Here is a 19,628-nt window from a genome sequence, read left to right as displayed (position 1 = left end):
TGTGGTTTACGGTCGAGATGGGGAAATCAATTGATCGTTGAGAGTTGACAATTGATAATTGATCAGGGTCAATTGTTCTGAGTCCCCGATTTCCCATTTCACTCCCCGCTGTTACTCACTCAATTTTGATACCAAAAATGGCGACAATTTTAGTTGTCGATGACGACATCACAACCCAACTGATTTTGCAGAATGCCCTCGAAGAACAGGGGCATGATGTCACGGCGGTCGGAGATGGCACCGCGGCGATCGAATGGGCGGAAAAACTCTCGCCGGAACTGATAATTTGCGACTGGATGCTCCCGGAGACGGACGGTTTGGCGGTGTGCAGACAGATCCGCGATCGCCCCCCCCTGGCCGAAACCTTTTTTATTTTGCTGACGGCTCAAGAACAGATGGACGAGCGCCTCGCCGCCTCGGAATCGACGGTAGACGAGTGGATGACGAAACCGATCGAAATTGACGGCCTGCTGGCGCGGGTGCGCTGTGGCTTGAAAATCAACCGCCTCAACCGACAGTTGCGACGGGCCGAAACCCAGCTTTTTTACGGCGAAAAAATGTCAGGTCTGGGTCAGATGGTTTCCGGCATCGCCCACGAATTGAATAACCCAGTTTCTTTCGTGACCGGGAACGTCAACCACGCCGCAGATTACGCCGGAGATCTGATAGAATTGGTGCAGTTGTACGGGGAGCATTACCCCGAGCCGGACGAAGAAATTCAAGATCAAATCGAAGACATCGACCTGGAATTTCTACTCGAAGATTTTCCCCAACTCCTCGACTCCATCAAAACGGGAACCGATCGCATTCGCCACCTGGTGCAGTGCCTGCGGAATTTTTACAAGGAAGAGGATTCGGAGCTGAAAAACTTTGACCTCCACGCCGGACTCGAAGATATTTTGCAGATCTTGCAGGCGCGACTCAAGGGCAAAAAAGGCCGCCCCATCGAAGTGGTGAAAGAGTTCGGGGAACTGCCGGAAGTGCAGTGCTATCCGGGGCAACTGAATCAGGTGTTGATGAATGTGTTGAGCAACGCGATCGACAGTTTGGATATCTGTCGGGAGCGCGACGCCGATTTCGACCCGGAAATTCGGATTCACATCGGGCAGGAAACCGACTCCGAACCGCCCCAAATCGCGATCCGGATCGGCGACAACGGCGGCGGCATTTCCCCGGACGTGCGCGATCGCATCTTTGAACCCCTGTTCACCACCAAACCGCCGGGGGTGGGGACGGGGATGGGATTGAGCATCAGCCGCCAGATCGTCGTCGAAAACCACGGCGGCACCCTCGACATCGATTCGGAGCCGGGGAAGGGGGCGACGTTCACCGTCAAAATCCCCCGCCGGCAGACCCCCCCGGACTCTTAAAAAATATCGCAGAATTCCGCCTTCAGATCCCGCTCCATCAGCGCCTCCACCGCCTGCTGGGGCGTGATTTTATTGTTGAGCAGGCGGTACACTTGCCGGGAGATGGGGGTCGGAATTTTTTCCCGGTTGGCAATTTCGATCAGCACGTTGGTGGTGTTGACCCCCTCCGCCGTGCTGCCGAGTTCCTCCAACACCCCCTCCAGGGTTTTGCCCTGGGCCAGGCCGTAGCCGACCCGGTAGTTCCGACTCAGGGCACTGTTGCAGGTTGCTAACATATCCCCCAACCCGGACAGGCCGAAAAAGGTTTCCGTCTGCCCCCCCAGGTGGGTGCCGATGCGGATGATCTCCGTCAGGGCGCGGGTCAGCAGGGCGGATTTGGCGTTGATGCCCAATTCCAGGCCGTCGCAGACCCCCGAGGCGATCGCGATCACGTTTTTCAGGGTTCCCCCCAACTCCGTGCCGATGGGGTCGTTGCTGGTGTACACCCGCAGCAAACCGGAGGCGAACACCTTCTGCACCGCTTCGGCCGCCGCCGGGTCGGAACTGGCCACCACCGTCGCCGCCGGCAGGTGGCGATCGATCTCCGCCGACAGGTTCGGCCCGGAGAGGACGACGATGGGATGGTCGGGAAAATCCGCCTCCCAAATTTGGGAGGGGGTACGGGTACTCTCGGGGTCGAGTCCCTTGGTCGCCGTCACGATGGGGACGTGTTCGGGGATGCCGATTTCCTGCAATTTCGCCGCCGTCGCCGCCACCCCTTTCATGGAGATGGCCGAGACGATCAGATCGACGCCATCGACCACTTCTTCGAGGGTGTTGCCCAGACGGCGGGACCACATCTGGATCTGGTGGCCGTTGTGGCCGGCTAACTCGGCCAGGGCCGATCCCCAAGCCCCGGCACCTAAAACCGCCAGGGTAGCCGGTTCGGCGTTGAGGAGTGTTGAAAAGGTTTCGTTGGCTTCTGTCGCTAGATTGGTAGTCATGGGGATAGGGAATAGGGAGTAGGGAGTAGGGAATGGGGAGTCGGGAATGGGGAATGGGGAATGGGGACTTTTCCCACAGCCGAAATTTTAACAGGGAGTTTGAGCCGGTTCCTCACCCGGCGATCGCCCGGACTCCGCCGGAACCGGCAATTCCGGGGCCGGCAATTCATAGTCCGGAATGCAGTTGCGCTTCATATAGTCATGGTACGCCGCCACCTCGCGATCGCACTGTTCTGGACTCCAACCCCCGTACTTCCGCAGGGTTTCCGTCAGCACCGGCAGCAACTCCAACCCATAGCGAGCGTGCATGGCCAGGGTCGTCCGGCGCCGGGTCAGGTCTACCAGGGTGTGGGCCATCTCCGATCGCACCCCGTAGATAATTTGCGCTTTGATATCCGGCAGGGCGGGGGTAATTTTTTCCGCCAACTCCGGGTACTCGTCGGTGAGTTGCAGCACCTCCACAGCCCGAGCTCCGTACATCGAGAAGAGATGGTGGATCGACTTCAGGGGCACTCGGGGGCGGTAGTCGAACAGCGCCTGTCCGAGGCGGGAATCGTCGGGCAAAATCGCACCGGGCAGGGGCTTTTTGTCCGTCTGGCAGGGGGGAACCGATCGCCCCATCTTCCGGAAACTGGCATCGACGAGTTCTTCGGCTACCTGCCGGTAGGTGGTCAGCTTCCCGCCGATCAGGGAAATCAGGTTTTCCACCCCGTCTTTTTTGTGGTCGTAGAGGATATGGTTGCGACTGATGGAGGCCGTCTTTTTGTTCGGATCGACGTAGGGCAGGGGGCGGACGCCGGAGTAGGTGAACTTGACGTCCTGGCGGGACAGTTCCGCCGTGGGGATGATGCCGTTCGTCTCCCGCAGCAGATAATCGATTTCGTCGTCGTCGGCTTTGATGGCGTCCAAATTCTCGTTGAAGTAAATATCCGTGGTGCCGATCAGGTACATCCCCAGCCAGGGCACGATAAAAAACGGGCGCCCGTCGGATTTCGCCTCGACGTAGAGGGAGGTTTCCGGGGCACCGGGGAAGGGATCGACGATGATATGGCTACCCTTGGTGCCGCCGATGTGGCGCTTTTGGGACAGGGGGGAAGCGACTTCTTTTTCCCGGCCCAACTCGCAGATGCGATCGACCCAGGGTCCGGAGGTGTTGATGACGACGGCTTTTTCGCTGCCCTTCACCTCGAAGGGTTCCCCCGTGAGGACATCTTTACACTGCAGGGAGCCGATCCGCTTCCCTTCCCGCCGCAGCCCCGTCACTTCCGCGTAATTGAGGACGGTGGCGCCGGCTTCCGAAGCCGCCAAAATATTTTCCAGACACAGCCGCTCGGCGTGGGCAACTTGTCCGTCGTAATATTGGGCGCCCCCCTTGAGATTTTCGATGTCCAGGGAGCGGAACAACTGCCGGAATTTGGTTTTGGGGAGCATCCGGTGGGTGGGGAGGGTCTTGTCGTAGCTGAAGATATCGTAGAGGATCATGCCCGCCCAGATTTTCCAGTAGGGGCGCGATCGCCCGCCGTACACCGGGACCGTCAACAACAGCGGTTTGACCAGGTGGGGGGCCGTCCGCAGCAGGATTTCCCGCTCTTTGAGGGACTCCCGCACCAGGGGAAATTCAAAATACTCCAAATAGCGCAACCCCCCGTGGACGAGGCGGGTAGACCAACTCGACGTCCCGGAGGCAAAATCTCCCTTTTCGATCAGGATGGTTTTCAGACCTCTCAGCGCCGCATCCCGGGCCGCACCCGCACCGTTGACACCGCCTCCGATCACGATCAAATCGTAGGGTTGCGTTTGAATGGTTTGAAAATCTCGCATGATAATTTCGATCGGTTATCAATTTTTCGATGCCAGGTCGAGAATTGGCGGTGTCACCCGCGAAAACGGCGATCGGGTGAGCCGACAGGTTTCAACTCGCCAACCTCACCCTGATGGTTCCCAAATCAGACGGCTCCGATATTTCTGACTCGAAACCTGACCCGAGCCGGTTCATGGGAGCGTTTCGGCCCGTCGCGGACGGGTTCTCCGATTTCCCGGCAACTTCGGGTATTCAGTTGCACGATAGCGCGACTTTTTCGAGCCGGCCAGTCGGAACGGGGCGGACGGTTCACACCGAAACCACTTCTTTGTCCCCCGCCGTCTGGTGCTGTAGGGACTCGAAGCGCTCGAAGACGTGGTCGGCCCAGCATTTGACGTCGTATTTGACGACGGTTTCGCGCATTTTTGCCATCCGCTGCTTCTGCTCCTCGGCGGGCATGGCCAGGGCTTGTTCGATCGCCTCGTCCATACTCTTGATGGAGTAGGGGTTGGTCAAAATCGCCTCGGGCAGTTCCACCGCCGCCCCGACGAATTCGGAGAGTACCAGGGCTCCGCCGCGATCGCCCCGGGCCACGACGTATTCCTTGGCTACCAGGTTCAACCCGTCCCGCAGCGGCGTCGTCCAGCACACGTCCGCCAGCCGGTAGTAGGAGAACAGCTCGGACAGGGGGATCGGCTGGGTGAACAGCAACGTCGGAATCCAGTCCAATTTGGCGAAGCGGCCGTTAATTTTACCCACCAACTGCTCGATCTGGTGCTGGGCCGTCTTGTACACCCGCATCCCGGCCGCGGCCGAGACGCAGGTCATCACGAACTGAACCTTCCCGTGCAGGTCCGGGCGACGCTGCAACAGGCGCTCGTAGGCTTCGAGCATCTCCCGGTTGCCCTTGACGTAATCCACCCGGCCCGCGGCGATCATCAGTTGGCGCCCGCCGAGTTCGTTCCCCATGACTTGCAGCCGTTCCTGGGTTTCCGGCTTCTCCAACACCGACTCGATGAATCCCGGGTTGGTCCCCACCGGGAAAGCATCAATGTTGACGATCTGACCTTTATATTTGAGTTGGCTCACCACTTCCGGCTCCGCCAAGGCAGTCCCCACGGGGGTGATATGTTCCGGGACGGGTTCGCGTTTCAGAATGTCCACCTCGCACAGGCTGCGGGCGACGTTGACGAAGTTCTCCGAGTAGCGGGGGATGTGGAAGCCGACGATATCGCAGCAGAGCAAACTTTCCACGATTTCCTGCCGCCAGGGGAGGATGTTGAACACGTCCACCGACGGGAAGGGGGTGTGGTGGAAGAAGGCGATCTTGGCGTCGGGCTTCAGTTCCCGGATGTAGCGGGCCGCCAGCCACAAATTGTAGTCGTGAATCCAGATCAGGGCGTCGTCGGCGGCTTCCTCGCAGGCGGCTTCGGCGAACAGGCGGTTGATCGTCTGGAAGTTCTCCCAGTCGGCTGTTTCGGAGGTGAAATGGTAGGGGAACGAGTGCAAAATCGGCCAGAAGGCTTCCTTGGAGGTGATGTGGTAGAAGTGTTTCACCTGGTCAGGGGTGAGGGCGATGCGGCGCACCGCGTAGTTGCCCTCGTCTTCCACCGTCACCCGCTCTTGGAAGTCGGCCTTTTGTTTGGCCGTCACCTGTTTCCACGCCACCCAGGTGCCTTGGTTGACGTTGGCGAAGAAACTTTTCAGGGTGGGGACGATGCCGTTGGGGCTTTTTTTGGCACGGTAGTGGACTTTGCCATTTTCGATGACTTCGTCGTAGGGTTCCCGGTGGTAGAGGATGACGAGTGAAGATTTCATGATTGCTCTCATCTAAAGGTTTGGGTTTGCGAAATTGGGAATCGATCTCGTCGGTCTGAAATCGCCCGAGCGGATCGATTCGGCGACGGTTGAAGCGACGCTAGAACACGGCGCCGTAATGTTTCAAGCCGTCCCAAATTCCAGCCGCCCCGGGGTGGGGGCTGTGATAAACGTTTTTCATTGTTTGGATTTTCTCGACAAGTTTGGGTTCCGAGTTTCCCACGGCAATACTTTTGAGTCCCGTTTCAAATAGGGACCAGTCGTTCAGGGTATCTCCGGCCGCGATCGCCCGATCTTCCGCCCGCCGGTACATCGAGAGCAGTTTCATCAGGGTCGGGCCTTTGGCGATACCCCGGGGGACGACATCCAAAAAGCGATCGGCTGAACGGATGATCTCGAACCCGGCCCGGTCAATTTTTTCGAGGGTCGCCGATCGCAACTCGTCGGGCCGGTAGTAGTAGGAAACTCGATATTGGGGATCGATCTCCTGCGGTTCGAGTCCCGGTTCGCCCGCCAAAAGCTCCCGGACTTGGGCACCGGCATTTCCCCACTTTGCGGCAATCCACTCCTGTATCTCGATTACAGGGGTCAGGGTGCCGTCAAAAACGGTCGTTCCCACGTCTGCGATGATGTAGTCCGGGCGGGGAAAATCCGGTTCCTCGAATAGCGGCTCGACGGCGGCGAGGGTGCGTCCCGTCACGAAGACCAGTTGCAGGCGATCGCGGTGGGTTTGGATGTATTGGTAAAATTCACGGCGCTGCCCTTCGGAACCCCCCAAAAAGGTCCCGTCCAGGTCTGTCGCTAAAATTAGGTGGTCTTTTGATGCCATCACAACTGTCTGTTGACAACGGGTGCCGGTCAAACGGTTAGTTGTCAAACTCCGGTTCGGAGTCGTCTTTCTACCTCGCAGCAAATGTTTTCCGGAGCCGGCTGAGTGAGAGGGGCGGCGGCGACTTGCCGATCGTAATTCGCCAATGCCTCCGACCGGGCCGCACCGTCTAATGAACTACATTTCGATTGACAATTGTGCTTATACTATACCCGATCACCTTAACCTCACGGTTGCAATCCGCTGCTAGAAGTGTAACAAAACTTAATCTCCGTTCGCATCTATCCCAGGAGTGAGGACAGATCCCGGGGCGATCGCGATCCGCGTGTCATCGCCGCCGCCGAGCCGGACCCGTCGGAGGATTGGGTTAGACTGGAATCCGAAAACAGTCGAGTCGAGAGAAAAGGGAAGGGCAGCCTTGGTAACGACAACACAACCCTCAGTCCAACTGGTCGAAGAGAAAACCCAAAATTTGCTAACCTGGGCCGCGACGGTCGAACGCTCCAAAGCCTCCTACTTTGAAAAGGCGCAAATCCTGACCCGCAAGCTCGGCGCCCACTGGCTGGGCGACGGACTCACCCAGATCGGGTTCTGGACGCCCAAACTCACCTCCCAGGTGATGCGGAAACTGGAAATTTACCTGGAAGTCCTCACTCCCCTGGAGGCGATCGATCTGCGGGCCGAACGGCAGGTCGTCCGCTTCCGCCGGGAACGGCTCAACCTCAAACAGCAAGGGGAATACCACTGGGGCATCATCGAAGGCATGGAACCCGGGAGCCGCGATCGCGTCGGTTCCTTCTACTGGCTGCGCTACATCGATCAGGCTGACCGACTCCAGGCCATCCGCGACCCCCTCGCCTACTCCATCCCCTACGGCGTCTTCGGTCCGGCCGAACTCTACGACATGGAAAATCTCCAGGCCACCCGCGCCGACCTCGAATATTTCGCCCGCCGGGGCACCTCCCGCCACCCCACCCTCGACAATTCCGACGACGACATCACGGCCCTGCCCAACCCGCGATTAATTCCCCGCGTCCGCCCCCCCAAAAATATCCTGCAACTGCACGTCGGGACCGCCACCGCCGAAGGCACCCTGGAGGGCCTGACGCGCCTGTACGGCAGAATTTCCGACAAACTCGCCCAAAATATCCCCCTCACCCCGATGGAGGAAAACTACGTCGGCTATGGCGCCGTGCAGCTCCTCCCCATCGAACCCCCCATCGAATACCGGGACGAGTACAGCCCGGAAAGTGAGTTTTTCGCCTTCGTTTCCGAAGATGGCGAAACCCTCGAAATCAACCTCACCAAACCCAACACCCAAGATTGGGGCTACGACGTGCCGATATTGGCGTCTTCGGCCACCAACCCGGCCCTCCTCGGCAGTGTCCGCCCCGATGAAGTGGTGGATTTTATCGCCACGTTGCACAACTTCTCCGCCGGTCCGATTCAACTCATCTACGACCTGGTCTTCGGCCACGCCGACAACCAGTCGGAACTGCTCCTCAACCACCAGTTTCTCAAGGGGCCGAATATGTACGGCCAAGACTTGAACCACCAATTGCCGACGGTGCGGGCGATCTTGCTGGAAATGCAGCGCCGTAAGATCGACACGGGCGCCGACGGCATCCGCGTGGATGGCGGACAGGATTTCCGCTTTTTCAACCCCCTCACCGGTTTTGTGGAACAAGACGACGCCTACCTACTGGCGATGAGCGATGTCGTCCAGGAAATCGGGGGCAACCAGCGGCTGCTGTTCACCATTTTCGAGGACGGCCGACCCTGGCCGGAGGAGGGCTGGGAGGAAATCTCCACCTACCGCGACCTGATCGAACTGCGCCCGGATTCGTTCCAGTGGGGACCGCTGATCTTCGCCCACAACACGCCGACATTGAAGGGATTTTGGGAGCGAAAATGGCGGCGGGTTTGCGAGGTGATGTACCAGGGGGAAAATTGGATCACCGGGTGCGCCAATCACGATACGGTGCGCCGGGGCAATCAGGTGGAGTTGGAGCAGGATATCAATTGGAATTTGGGCGAAACGTTGCTGGAGGTGTTGAAAAATGGCTACGACAACCGGGCGGTGACGCTGTGGGTGTACGGCTTCAGTCCCGGTTTGCCGATGGATTTCATCAACGCCACCACCCGGGCGCCCTGGATGTTTTTCCGCAACACGGATGAGCGCTACGGCGTGAAGGTGGTGTCGGAAGAAATCGGGTTTTTGGATTGGCAGATGACTCCGGAATTGTACGGGCGGGACTATGTCTTTCCGCGTTTGAAAGCGCTGGGATTCGAGCAGTTGGAGCAGCTCAAGGAGTTCGGGAAGGCGCTGCAGCGGGGGATGGCGGACGCCGACTACCACCTGCCGACGGTGGTGGAAGCCTGTCAGGCCTGTTTGGGAGAGTCCACGGAACAGTGCGACATCGAGTATTGGAAGCAGATGAATCGCCCGGAGATGGTGGCGTTTCTGAAGGACCTCGACATTCAGAAGCTGAAGGAATTCGCCCTGAAGTTTATGGAGGATTGTTACGAGCTGTGCAATGTTTCCCACTACGCGAAGGATTTGAATCCCGTGCAGACGCACTTCAACTGGAAGCTGCGCCGCTTCCGCCGCGATCGCATCTGGCTGCGTCAGAACCTGATGGGAACGGACGAGTTTCACAAGATCGGCGACGACACCCGGACGGTGTTTTACGGGGTGCGGGGAAATCCTTACCGCGAGGAAGATCGGGTGGTGATGGTGGCTCACATGGGGGGCTCCCCGATGACGATCGCCGTCGGGGAGTGGCTGGCCCTGGACCTGTCGGAATGGAAGGTGGCGATCGCTTCTCCGGGAGTCGAGTTGGACGACAACCTGGCGGATTTGAACCGGTTTGAACTCAAAGATAGTCAGGGGGTGTTGTTGGTTCCCCAAGCGGGAAAGTGACGCCCGATCCATCCCCCCGGAGGCGGATTGAAAATTGGTGTGATCTCAGGCATATTGATTTTCCGGGGGTTGATGTTAAAGTGAAGGTAAAGGAATGGTAATGGAAACTTCAATCTGATCGGATTGCATGGCCTAACATAAACTTTAGAAAAATTTATTTTTCGCTTTGGTGGCTGTCATGGAACTTAACAATTTTGTCAATCCCCGATATCGCTATCGAGGCCCGGACAAACCCGAAAATTTTCTGTTCAACGCGACTCTGCAAGAATTCGCCCAAAACGTCAGTTATGTCGCCGCTCTGCAAACGGGGGGTAAAATCACCTCCTCCGAATCTTACGAGCAAATTAAAATGGGCTTTAAACAACTAAAAAAGGCACACAAACAACTGAAAATTGAGAAAAGTTGAGACTATTTTTGATATCAATAAAATGGCGGGGATGCGAGGGCATCCCTTTTTTTTGCCGCGCATTTGATCGACATCCCATCCCCGGGAACGGCCGCGGGCCGTCCCGCCGAGGTGGGAACCCGGAGCAGGGTCCGTCCCGGCGGAAAAGGTCGCGGGCGGCGGGGGAGACGATCGCCGCATACCCGTCCCGAGGGACTATCGGGTGGCGATCTCAATTTTCAATTCGGGGTACGATCGCGGCGGAGTTGAGCTAACATAACGACTATTCCACAACTCATAACAAAACTATGTCTCGGCTGCTCAATTTCGGTCTGGCAATTGCGATGGGCGCCCTCAACTACAACTTGTTATCGGAGCGGGTTGTAGCCGAAGCGATCGCCCCCGACCTGGAAATGGTGGACGAATATACCATCGTCGGCCCCACCAGTTTTCTGACGGACTATTCCCCCAGCAATTCCGACGGGACCGTCAATGTCGTGGTCGAAATTCCCACCGGAACGGTCGCCAAGTGGGAGGTGTCCAAGTCCGACGGACATTTGGAGTGGGAAATGAGAGACGGACGGCCCCGCGTCGTCCGCTACCTGGGCTATCCCGGCAACTACGGCATGATCCCCCAATCTTTGCTGCCCTCAGAAATGGGGGGGGACGGCGACCCCCTCGACGCGATCGTTCTCGGTCCGGCGGTGCCACGGGGTTCGGTGGTGCGGGTGAAATTGATCGGCGTGCTCAAACTCCTCGACGGCGGCGAACAGGACGACAAACTGATCGCCGTGATGGTCGATACCCCCCTCTACGAAGTCGATTCCATCGCCGAATTGGAGGAGCAGTTTCCGGGGGCCGCGGCGATCGTCGAAACCTGGTTCGCCAATTATAAAGGACCCGGAGAAATCGAAAGTCTCGGCTACGCGGAACGGGAAGAAGCCCAACAAATTTTGGAAACGGCCGTCAACGCCTATAGCGCCAATTTGAATTGAAAGCGCCAGAGATCAGGAGTCGGGAATCGGGAGTCGGGAATCGTAGGGGCGCAAGCCGAGCGCCCCAATTGCAGAATCGAACCGCATCAACAATTATTAATTATTAATGATTAATTGTTAATTGTTAATTGTTAATTATTCGTTCCGCCCGCACCATCGGCTCTCCGATCATCCGTTTGAGGGTGAACCCGAGCTTTTCGCAGATGTGCTGCATCACCCGGTTGTCAGTCAAAATTTCGGCGACGATGCGGTTGAGTTTTTCCTCGCGGCCGATGTGCAGCAGTTGTTTGAGCAACTCCGTCCCCAACCCCTGCCGCTGGAAGGCATCGCTGACGAGGAGGGAAAATTCGGCGTCGTCGGTCCCGTAGACCCGGCTGAGTCGCCCGATCCCGATTAGTTGTCGCTCTCCGGTTTCCGGGTCTGCGTATTCCCCGACCAGGGCCATCTCGCGGTTGTAGTCGATGAAACAGAGGCGGGAGAGGCGATCGTGGGCGACCCGGGAACTGAGCTTGATCAGGTGGGCGTAGCGCAGGTAGACGCTCTCCTCCGACAGACCTTCGTGGAACTTGACGGCCATCGGCTCGTCTTCCGGGCTGATGGGGCGGATGGCGATCGCCGTCCCCTGTTGAGAAACCCAGCGGGTGACGTATTGATGGGGATAGGGGCGGATCGCCGGTTTGGACAGTTGCGCTTCCGGCGTGTCGGGGTCGTGCAGCACCACCCGCGCATCCAGCGCCACCAGCCGATCTTCGGACGCCAGCAGCGGGTTGATGTCGATTTCCTTGATCCAGGGCTGCTCCACCACCAGATGAGAAAAGCGCACCATCAGCAGTTCCAGGGCTTCGATATCCACCGGGGGCCGCCCCCGCACCCCCAGCAGGGCTTTGTAGATTTTGGTCTGTTCCATCATCCGCCGCGCCAGGGTGGTATTGAGCGGCGGCAGGGCCAAGGTGCGGTCTTTGAACACCTCCACCAGTTGCCCCCCCGTGCCAAATAACAGCACCGGGCCGAATTGGGGGTCGAGGCTGCTGCCGATTATCAATTCGTAGCCGTCCAATTGCAACATCTCCTGGACGGTGACGCCCTGGAAGTGCTCGGCGCCGACTTTTTTCTCCACGGATGTGGCGATCGCTTCAAAGGCCCCCCTCACCTGCTCCGCCCCGCTCAAATTCAACTTCACCCCCCCCACGTCCGTTTTGTGGGTGATGGTTTCCGAGAGCAACTTCAGCACCACCGGATAACCGATCGCCTCGGCGGCGGCTACCGCATCCTCCGCCGTGCGGGCGATGCGGGTTTCCACAATCGGAATGTCGTAGGACGCGAGCAGTTGTTTGGACTCGAACTCGGTGAGCAGGGTGCGCCCGTCTTGGCGGACTTTTTCGATCAAATCCCGGGCCGTTTCAAAGGTGAACAAATGGTCTTGAGCCACCGCCACCGTCGGCGTTTCGTACAACCCCCGCAAGTTGTAGGTGTAGCGGCACATATAATTAAACATCCGCACCGCCGTGTCCGGGTAGGGGAAGGTGGCGATGTTAGCCTGGTTGAGGATCTTGGCACCCGCCGCCACCTCCGCCCCCCCCATCCAACTGGCGAGGATCGGTTTTTTGCGGCCCTGCAGGGCGTGGAACTTCAGTTGTTCGGCGGTCTGGGTGGGATCGGTCATCGCCTGGGGCGTCAGGATCACCAGCAGGCCGTCCCCGTTGGGATCTTTGGCGGCAATTTCAAAGGCTTTGGCGTAGCGTTCCGGGTCTGCGTCCCCCAAAATGTCGATGGGGTTGCTGTGGCTCCACTGGGGGGGCAGCACTTGGTTGAGGGCCTCGGTGGTTTCCGAGGAGAGCTGGGCCAGGGTTCCCCCTTCGACCAGCAGGGTGTCCGTCGTCAGCACCCCCGGCCCGCCGGCGTTGGTGAGGATGGTCAGCCGCGGGCCTTTGGGGCGGGGCTGTTTGGCCAGCAGTTCGGACAGGGAGAACAGGTGGGCGATGTGGTACACCCGCAGCACCCCGCAGCGTCGGAAGGCGGCATCTAAAACGTCGTCGCTCCCGGCCAGGGCGCCGGTGTGGGAGGCGGCGGCTTTGGCGGCGGCTTCGGTGCGGCCCGCTTTGATGACGATGATCGGTTTGGTGAGGGCGACTTCCCGGGCCGCGGACAGGAACGATCGCGCGTCCCCGATGGATTCCATGTAGATGACGATGCTGGTGGTGTTGGGGTCGTTCCCCAGGTAATAAATCAGGTCGCCCCAACCGACGTCGAGCATCGAGCCGATGGAGACGAAGGCGCTGAAGCCGACGTTTTCCTGAAAACTCCAGTCCAAAATGGAGGTGCACAGGGCCCCGCTTTGGCTGATGAAGCCGACGTGGCCGGGGATGGCCATCGCGCTGGCGAAGGTGGCGTTGAGTCCGGAGATGGGGTTCATCACCCCGAGGCAGTTGGGGCCGATGATTCGCATCTGGCTCCGGCGGGCGCATTCGAGGATCTCTCGCTCTAATTCCACCCCGGCCGGGCCGATTTCTTTGAACCCGGCCGACAGGATGATGGCGCCTTTGACCCCGGCCGCGGCGCACTGGCGCACCACGTCGGGCACGGTGGGGGCCGGGGTGACGATAATCGCCAGGTCTACGGGTTCGGGGACTTCGGCGATGCTCGGGTAGGCTTTGATGCCCAAAACGCTGCCCCGGTTGGGGTTGACTGGGAAAACGGTTCCCCCGAAGGGATTGCTGATCAGGTTCCAGAGCAGGGTACGGCCGACGCTGTTGCGCTTCTCGGTGGCCCCGATGACGGCGACGGTTTTGGGGGAGAAGATGGCGCTGAGGGGTTGATATTCGTAGCGTAGGATGTCATGAGCCGGATCGGTGGTTCGGGATGGGGTGGCCTGCATAAACCATTCCTCGTTGTCGTGTCAACTGTGACGGGTTGTGTTGGGGTCGAGTTGGGGATCGGGTGTCCGATGGGGGTGGGGGGAGTATTTATTCACAAGTATAGTCCGCATTGATTCCAACCGGCCAGATAAATTGGAATTTTTCTAAGTTGATAGGGGTTCTCGGAGACGGGCCGGCGGGGGGCGGCCGGGACTCATTTTTGGGAAGTTGTGAGGAGGCGATCGCTAAGTTAAAAAAAGTTTAATTTTTGACGGCCTGAATCGGTGTCCCGCAATACAATTTTAAATTTTAAATGGGACGGACATTGCATTGAAATGCGGGTCGGAGGGGCGCGATCGCGGTGTCAGTCCCTTGAAATTGATGCGATCGCCCTTTCCGTTTCACCCCGGCGCGGGCATCGAATTGCCGGCTATTCTAAAATGATGTAAACGCCCCGTCGGTTTTGTAAATTTTCGTGAATCGATGTTGCCGTTTCTCCAGAATTGGGACGGCGATTTTGTCCGTTGCAATATATTAAGAATTGAAAACTTTTGTCATAAAATATTGACGGCTGTCAAGTCGGCGATCATACAATAAACTCATGAAAACTGTGGATGTTTTTATAACGATTTAAGATCGGAGAATTTCCGGCTACAGAGTCGCTCAAAGCCGTCGGTCGTTTAGGCAGATAGCCCGTCTATCAATGGGGGTCTGGCGAGCGATCGAGTCGGGTTAAAATTGCTCGATTCGAGTGGAAATTGGGCGGAGGATGTTGATCGCAAAATTCGGAGCGCACCGTCGATGGATGAGAGTCGAGTTGGAACGCCTCGCGGTTTCGAGCACCTTTTGGGGTCGCAAGGTGCTGCGCGTCCACTTAGACGGCGTTTTTCCCCCGGAAAGTATCGTGCAAATTAAAAAACAAATTTTGCAGGTGACGGGTCTGCCCGCGAGTCGAGAAACGGCCGCGATCGCCGACCGGGAGATTTGCGCCGACGAGCTGGCGAAAATGTTGGTGATCTGGCGGTTCTTGGAGCAGGTCAATTATCTGATTCACGAGCGGATGAAATCCGGGGTGCTGCCCCTGAGAGCCACGCCCATTTTGCCCCGTTAAAACGAATGAAAAAGCGATCGCTGTTGGCGACCGGGCGGAGAGTCTCGCGGGGACCCTCCGCCCGATTGTTGTGGGAATTTGACGGAGTTAGACGGTATATCCTGTTACCGGAATTCTCCGACCCCCCATCCCGGCGATCGTGAAATCAACACTTGAGAGGTTCCCGTTTTAATTTTTTTTTGCTACCCTAGTCAGATTGAATCTCGGCGCACCATCCCGGCGATCGCCGCTTTCGCGATCGCCCCCGGAATATTGTTGAAAACAATCTTAAGAATAACTGTAAAAGCTACACCACTCTCGGCATCTGAAATAAGATGATCGGTGAAATCATCTATCCCCTCGGCAACTGTCCTATCAGAGGCACCCACATGGTTAACAAAGTTACCAACATCGAAGAGCTAGAGAACCTCATTCAACGGGTGAAAGCGGCGCAGCAGACTTTCGCCGGCTTTTCCCAGGAGCAAATCGACCACATCTTCAAGAAAGCGGCCCTGGCCGCCAACGCCGCCCGCATCCCCCTGGCGAAACTGGCTGTGGAAGAGACGGGCATGGGGGTGGTCGAGGATAAAGTGATCAAAAATCACTTCGCCTCCGAAATCATCTACAACAAGTACAAACACGAAAAAACCTGTGGGGTGATCGAGGAAGACAAATCCTTCGGGTTCCAGAAAATCGCCGAACCCGTCGGCGTCCTGGCCGGCATCGTCCCCACCACCAACCCCACCTCCACCGCAGTTTTCAAGGCCCTGATCGCCCTGAAAACCCGCAACGGCATCATTTTCTCCCCCCACCCCCGCGCCCGCAAATGCACCAACGAGGCGGCGCGGGTGGTCCGGGATGCGGCGGCCGAAGCCGGGGCGCCCGAAGATATCATCGGCTGGATCGACGAACCCACCGTCCCCCTCTCCCAGGCGCTGATGCAGCACCACGATATCAAGCTGATCCTCGCCACGGGAGGCCCGGGGATGGTGCGGGCGGCTTACTCCTCCGGACGCCCCTCCCTCGGCGTGGGGGCGGGCAACACCCCGGCTTTGATCGACGAGTCCGCCCACATCAAAATGGCGGTATCCTCCATTATCCTCAGTAAGACCTTCGACAACGGCATGATCTGCGCCAGCGAACAGTCCGTGGTGGTGGTGGATTCCATCTACGATCGCGTCCGGGCTGAATTTATCGCCCGCGGCGCCTATTTCCTCACCCCCGAGGAAACCGATCGCATGGCCGATGTCATTTTCGTTGACGGCCACCTGAACCCGGAAATCGTCGGCCAGCCGGTGACGAAGTTGGGCGCAATGGCCGGACTCGACCTGCCCGAAAATACCCGGGTGATTATCGGGGAACGCCCCGAAATCGACGACGACGACCCCTTCGCCCACGAAAAACTGTCCCCCGTCCTGGTCATGTACCGGGCGCAGGACTTCGAGGATGCGGTCGAGAAGGCTGAACGCCTGGTGGAATTGGGCGGACGCGGCCACACCGCCGCCCTCTATACCTCCCCCCGCAATACCGAACACATCAAGCGGTTCGAGGACAAGGTGGAGACGGCCCGGGTGCTGATCAACACTCCCTCTTCCCAGGGGGCGATCGGCGACATCTACAACTTCCGCCTCGACCCCTCCCTCACCCTCGGATGCGGGACTTGGGGCGGCAACTCCATCAGCGAAAACGTCGAACCCCACCACTTGATGAACGTCAAAACTGTGGCGGAACGGCGGGAAAATATGCTCTGGTTCCGGGTTCCCCCGAAAATCTACTTTAAATACGGGTCGCTTCCGGTGGCCCTGCGGGAGTTGATCGGCCGGAAGCGGGCGTTCATCGTCACCGACAAACCCCTGTTCGACCTGGGCATCACTGCCACTTTGGAAGCGGTTCTGGAGGAGATCGGCCTCAAATACGACGTCTTCTACGACGTCGAACCCGACCCCTCCCTGGATACGGTGCAGCGGGGGTTGACCCTGATGAATACCTTTGAGCCCGATGTCATCATCGCCATCGGCGGCGGGTCCCCGATGGACGCGGCTAAGATCATGTGGCTGATGTACGAACACCCCGACATCGAATTTGAGGGTCTGGCGATGCGGTTCATGGACATCCGCAAGCGGGTGTACGAGTTGCCGCCGTTGGGAGAAAAGGCGATGATGGTCGCCATCCCCACCACGTCGGGAACGGGTTCCGAGGTGACGCCGTTTGCCGTCGTCACGGACCGCCGCAACAATATCAAGTATCCCCTGGCCGACTACGCCCTGACTCCCAATATGGCGATCGTCGATCCGGAGTTGGTGTTAAATATGCCCAAGAGTCTCACCGCTTTCGGCGGCGTCGATGCCCTCACCCACGCCACGGAAGCCTTCGTGTCCGTGCTGGCATCTGAGTACACCAACGGCATGGCTTTGGAGGCGATTCGGCTGATTTTCAAATACCTGCCGAGTGCCTACGAAAATGGTGCCAACGATCCCAAGGCGCGGGAGAAAATGCACTACGCCGCCACGATGGCGGGAATGGCTTTCGCCAACGGCTTCCTGGGCATCTGCCACTCGGTGGCCCACCAGTTGGGTGCGACTTTCCACATCCCCCACGGTCTGGCTAACGCGCTGATGATTACCCATGTCATCCGCTACAATGCCACCGACGCGCCGTTTAAGCAGGCGACGTTCTCCCAATATAAATATCCCAATGCGAAGTGGCGCTATTCCCGGATTGCGGATTACCTGCACCTGGGCGGCGAGACGGAGGATGAAAAGGTGGATCGGCTGATTTTGGCGATCGACGAATTGAAGCGGAAAGTCGGCATCCCCGCCGCCATGAAGGATGTGGTCAAGGAAAGCGAAGCCGAGTTCTTGATTAAAGTCGATGAAGTGGCAGATCAGGCTTTCGACGACCAATGTACGGGGGCCAATCCCCGTTATCCTCTCATTCAAGATCTCAAGCAACTGATCCTGGATTCCTACTACGGGCGCCCGGTGGTGGCGCCGGAGAATAACGGTCAGACGGTGTTCCCCGAGTTTGGCCCGCAACCGGTGATGATGGGCGGATAATTGTTCTGTCCCTTTATTTTTCAGCCCCTCTCCTTTTTGAGGAGGGGGGTTTTATAGCGGTTTTCGCTTTAAAATGATGATGGTGCGTTCCCTTTTTGGCTGTTACAGTATCGTCGCCATTCAAAAACCGAATTGCAACCGATGTGTCCAAAGCCGTCTCACCACTCATTTTCATCAACCTGCCGACAATCTTTGATAATTGCTTGCCAGATCTCCTCTGCCTCGGAGTCACTTAAAATTCCGGCAAACTTGGCCAGGGGGTGTTGTTCTCGGACTGCCTTCACCCGATGTAAAAAATCGAGGAGAGTTGGCACCAAATCATCTGGCGCTTCCTGAATTTCTTGGAGCAACTGTTCGCGATTTGTCATCTTGTTAACACTCTTTATTAATGAATTAAAATTGAGCCTGACTTTGCTTTTTTATGGCGTTTAGCGCTCGAAGTGGGAGCGGGGACTTGAACATTATAGCGTGAAGCTTGACGCGATCGCCCAATTCCGCAAGAAAACCTATGAACCCAACTGTTTCTGCCAGCGATCGCTACCAGTGCAGAGAAAGGCGATCGCTCCCCAAATGTAGGGTGTGTGACCCTCTAGCACAAATATAGGAATAGTTTAGCTTAACTCAGATTCCATAAAATCTATAAACTCTAAAATATTTCGAGATTGACCCGGTTCGACGTTGATTTCTGAACCCATATGAACAGGATGGGGAAAATTGGGTAAATCCGGAAAATGCTTGACACTATCCCAGCGTTTTCTCAGGACTTGTTTGGAGTGATCCATCCATTGGTAGCGATAATCTAACGTTAAAATTTGGTTGTTTTGAAGGGTGAATGATTCAGCCATTTCTCAAAAGTCGCTGTTGATCAGGGTCAAACGAACCCGAAAGTAGCCGCGATCGAGGATAATTCGCTCATCACCAATCTCGATCGCACTAATGATTGGGCTACTCACCAGCTTTTCTTTAACGGCAACAATATATTGTTCTAAATTCATACTTTGTCAGAGAGTTTAACTTGAGTGAAAGTTAGCATTTCATAATAAGTATTCCACTCAAAAAAATCGATTGAATCTCCGAGTTTGCCAGCCTGGAATTGCTGATAAAATTCCGTCGATGACATCTGATATTTGTTTTCAAAAAAATTTAGTTTGTCTTCCAAATTTTCCATCTGTTTTTCCAGGGAATACTTTTGGACTTCTCGTTCCAGATATTGCCGTTCATCATCAGATAACGACAAAATAACTTGGGCCAAAGATTGGATCAATTTTTGATTCATAATACCCCTCAAGTTTGATGAATAAGATGCTCTCACAGTTTCCGATGCAGAAACCGATAACATCCACCCCTGTTGCTGTTCTTGGTCGGACTGGCGGGTAGATATCCCCAAATATAGATCGGCTCTTTATTTTAACACATTCATACAAATGATAGGAGGGGACAATAACCGGCGATCGCTCCCCAGATGTAGGGTGTGTGACCCTCTTATCAATAATGGTAAAAACCCGCATCTCTCGGCTGAGAAT

The 19,628-nt window shown here is 57.1% G+C and carries 17 protein-coding genes; 7 read left to right on the top strand and 10 right to left on the bottom strand.

The genetic code is table 11. The features are described from left to right. The first annotated feature begins 137 nt into the window (after nt 1-137). Entirely contained in the window at nt 138-1,370 is a 1,233-nt protein-coding gene (locus LKE08_RS01180; RefSeq protein ID WP_324702362.1) for an ATP-binding protein, read from the top strand. On the opposite strand, the gene LKE08_RS01175 is transcribed toward LKE08_RS01180, so the two are convergent. The 4 genes from LKE08_RS01175 to LKE08_RS01160 all read right to left on the bottom strand — a co-directional run bounded on the left by LKE08_RS01175 (nt 1,367) and on the right by LKE08_RS01160 (nt 6,801). Beyond that, nucleotides 1,367-2,353 (bottom strand): NAD(P)H-dependent glycerol-3-phosphate dehydrogenase, encoded by a 987-nt coding sequence (locus LKE08_RS01175; protein ID WP_324702361.1) that lies wholly within the window; start codon nt 2,351-2,353, stop codon nt 1,367-1,369. The genes LKE08_RS01180 and LKE08_RS01175 overlap by 4 nt on opposite strands. 87 nt (nt 2,354-2,440) lie before the next feature. Then, a complete protein-coding gene (glpD, locus tag LKE08_RS01170; protein WP_324702360.1) occupies nt 2,441-4,174 on the bottom strand; it encodes a glycerol-3-phosphate dehydrogenase in 1,734 nt (577 codons plus the stop codon). Nucleotides 4,175-4,463: 289 nt separating this feature from the next. Further along, entirely contained in the window at nt 4,464-5,972 is a 1,509-nt protein-coding gene (gene ggpS, locus LKE08_RS01165; protein WP_324702359.1) for a glucosylglycerol-phosphate synthase, read from the bottom strand. 100 nt (nt 5,973-6,072) lie between these two features. Continuing rightward, the gene (locus LKE08_RS01160) at nt 6,073-6,801 is read right to left on the bottom strand and encodes an HAD-IIB family hydrolase (RefSeq protein ID WP_324702358.1); all 729 of its coding nucleotides are present in this window, start codon (nt 6,799-6,801) and stop codon (nt 6,073-6,075) included. A 418-nt stretch (nt 6,802-7,219) separates the two neighbouring features. Between LKE08_RS01160 and gghA the strand changes: the two genes are divergently transcribed. From gghA to LKE08_RS01145, 3 genes are all read left to right on the top strand, one after another. Continuing rightward, the gene (gene gghA, locus LKE08_RS01155) at nt 7,220-9,724 is read left to right on the top strand and encodes a glucosylglycerol hydrolase (RefSeq protein ID WP_324702357.1); all 2,505 of its coding nucleotides are present in this window, start codon (nt 7,220-7,222) and stop codon (nt 9,722-9,724) included. 178 nt (nt 9,725-9,902) lie between these two features. Then, nucleotides 9,903-10,130, top strand: a complete 228-nt coding sequence (locus tag LKE08_RS01150) for a hypothetical protein (RefSeq protein WP_324702356.1) — start codon at nt 9,903-9,905, stop codon at nt 10,128-10,130. A gap of 287 nt (nt 10,131-10,417) precedes the next feature. Further along, on the top strand, nt 10,418-11,104 hold the full coding sequence (locus LKE08_RS01145; protein ID WP_324702355.1) for an inorganic diphosphatase: 687 nt from the start codon (nt 10,418-10,420) through the stop codon (nt 11,102-11,104). A gap of 124 nt (nt 11,105-11,228) precedes the next feature. Here the strand turns inward: LKE08_RS01145 and LKE08_RS01140 are convergent, their stop codons facing one another. After that, nucleotides 11,229-13,979 (bottom strand): bifunctional acetate--CoA ligase family protein/GNAT family N-acetyltransferase, encoded by a 2,751-nt coding sequence (locus tag LKE08_RS01140; RefSeq protein ID WP_324702354.1) that lies wholly within the window; start codon nt 13,977-13,979, stop codon nt 11,229-11,231. A 264-nt stretch (nt 13,980-14,243) separates the two neighbouring features. On the opposite strand from LKE08_RS01140, the gene LKE08_RS01135 reads away from it, so the two are divergent. After that, entirely contained in the window at nt 14,244-14,408 is a 165-nt protein-coding gene (locus LKE08_RS01135) for a hypothetical protein (protein ID WP_324702353.1), read from the top strand. 320 nt (nt 14,409-14,728) lie between these two features. Further along, nucleotides 14,729-15,070, top strand: a complete 342-nt coding sequence (locus LKE08_RS01130; RefSeq protein ID WP_324702352.1) for a hypothetical protein — start codon at nt 14,729-14,731, stop codon at nt 15,068-15,070. Nucleotides 15,071-15,261: 191 nt separating this feature from the next. Here the strand turns inward: LKE08_RS01130 and LKE08_RS01125 are convergent, their stop codons facing one another. After that, entirely contained in the window at nt 15,262-15,438 is a 177-nt protein-coding gene (locus tag LKE08_RS01125; protein WP_324702351.1) for a hypothetical protein, read from the bottom strand. On the opposite strand from LKE08_RS01125, the gene adhE reads away from it, so the two are divergent. Continuing rightward, nucleotides 15,439-18,105, top strand: coding sequence for a bifunctional acetaldehyde-CoA/alcohol dehydrogenase (gene adhE, locus LKE08_RS01120; protein WP_324702350.1), 2,667 nt, complete (start codon nt 15,439-15,441; stop codon nt 18,103-18,105). It begins immediately after the preceding gene. A gap of 158 nt (nt 18,106-18,263) precedes the next feature. Here adhE and LKE08_RS01115 read toward each other — a convergent pair whose 3' ends face one another. The 4 genes from LKE08_RS01115 to LKE08_RS01100 form a co-directional block, all read right to left on the bottom strand. Further along, nucleotides 18,264-18,473 carry a hypothetical protein gene (locus LKE08_RS01115; protein ID WP_324702349.1) on the bottom strand — a complete coding sequence of 70 codons (210 nt, stop codon included), beginning with the start codon at nt 18,471-18,473 and terminating at the stop codon, nt 18,264-18,266. Between the two features lie 243 nt (nt 18,474-18,716). After that, nucleotides 18,717-18,950, bottom strand: coding sequence for a DUF6516 family protein (locus LKE08_RS01110; protein ID WP_324702348.1), 234 nt, complete (start codon nt 18,948-18,950; stop codon nt 18,717-18,719). 3 nt (nt 18,951-18,953) lie between these two features. Then, nucleotides 18,954-19,100 carry a hypothetical protein gene (locus LKE08_RS01105; RefSeq protein WP_324702347.1) on the bottom strand — a complete coding sequence of 49 codons (147 nt, stop codon included), beginning with the start codon at nt 19,098-19,100 and terminating at the stop codon, nt 18,954-18,956. Next, nucleotides 19,097-19,492 carry a hypothetical protein gene (locus tag LKE08_RS01100; protein ID WP_324702346.1) on the bottom strand — a complete coding sequence of 132 codons (396 nt, stop codon included), beginning with the start codon at nt 19,490-19,492 and terminating at the stop codon, nt 19,097-19,099. Before LKE08_RS01100 ends, LKE08_RS01105 begins: the two co-directional genes overlap by 4 nt. Between the last annotated feature and the right edge of the window lie 136 nt (nt 19,493-19,628).

It is taken from the genome of Lyngbya sp. CCY1209, from assembly GCF_035615495.1.
Classification (GTDB): domain Bacteria; phylum Cyanobacteriota; class Cyanobacteriia; order Cyanobacteriales; family Microcoleaceae; genus Limnospira.
This window is presented reverse-complemented; position numbering and strand designations above follow the sequence as displayed.

What these genes read in the sequence shown, in the direction of transcription:
- LKE08_RS01180 (WP_324702362.1), top strand. Translation starts at nt 138, where the DNA reads ATGGCGACAATTTTAGTTGTCGATGACGACATCACAACCCAACTGATT.
- LKE08_RS01175 (WP_324702361.1), bottom strand. Translation starts at nt 2,353, where the DNA reads ATGACTACCAATCTAGCGACAGAAGCCAACGAAACCTTTTCAACACTC.
- glpD (WP_324702360.1), bottom strand. Translation starts at nt 4,174, where the DNA reads ATGCGAGATTTTCAAACCATTCAAACGCAACCCTACGATTTGATCGTG.
- ggpS (WP_324702359.1), bottom strand. Translation starts at nt 5,972, where the DNA reads ATGAAATCTTCACTCGTCATCCTCTACCACCGGGAACCCTACGACGAA.
- LKE08_RS01160 (WP_324702358.1), bottom strand. Translation starts at nt 6,801, where the DNA reads ATGGCATCAAAAGACCACCTAATTTTAGCGACAGACCTGGACGGGACC.
- LKE08_RS01150 (WP_324702356.1), top strand. Translation starts at nt 9,903, where the DNA reads ATGGAACTTAACAATTTTGTCAATCCCCGATATCGCTATCGAGGCCCG.
- LKE08_RS01145 (WP_324702355.1), top strand. Translation starts at nt 10,418, where the DNA reads ATGTCTCGGCTGCTCAATTTCGGTCTGGCAATTGCGATGGGCGCCCTC.
- LKE08_RS01140 (WP_324702354.1), bottom strand. Translation starts at nt 13,979, where the DNA reads ATGCAGGCCACCCCATCCCGAACCACCGATCCGGCTCATGACATCCTA.
- LKE08_RS01130 (WP_324702352.1), top strand. Translation starts at nt 14,729, where the DNA reads ATGTTGATCGCAAAATTCGGAGCGCACCGTCGATGGATGAGAGTCGAG.
- adhE (WP_324702350.1), top strand. Translation starts at nt 15,439, where the DNA reads ATGGTTAACAAAGTTACCAACATCGAAGAGCTAGAGAACCTCATTCAA.
- LKE08_RS01115 (WP_324702349.1), bottom strand. Translation starts at nt 18,473, where the DNA reads ATGACAAATCGCGAACAGTTGCTCCAAGAAATTCAGGAAGCGCCAGAT.
- LKE08_RS01110 (WP_324702348.1), bottom strand. Translation starts at nt 18,950, where the DNA reads ATGGCTGAATCATTCACCCTTCAAAACAACCAAATTTTAACGTTAGAT.
- LKE08_RS01105 (WP_324702347.1), bottom strand. Translation starts at nt 19,100, where the DNA reads ATGAATTTAGAACAATATATTGTTGCCGTTAAAGAAAAGCTGGTGAGT.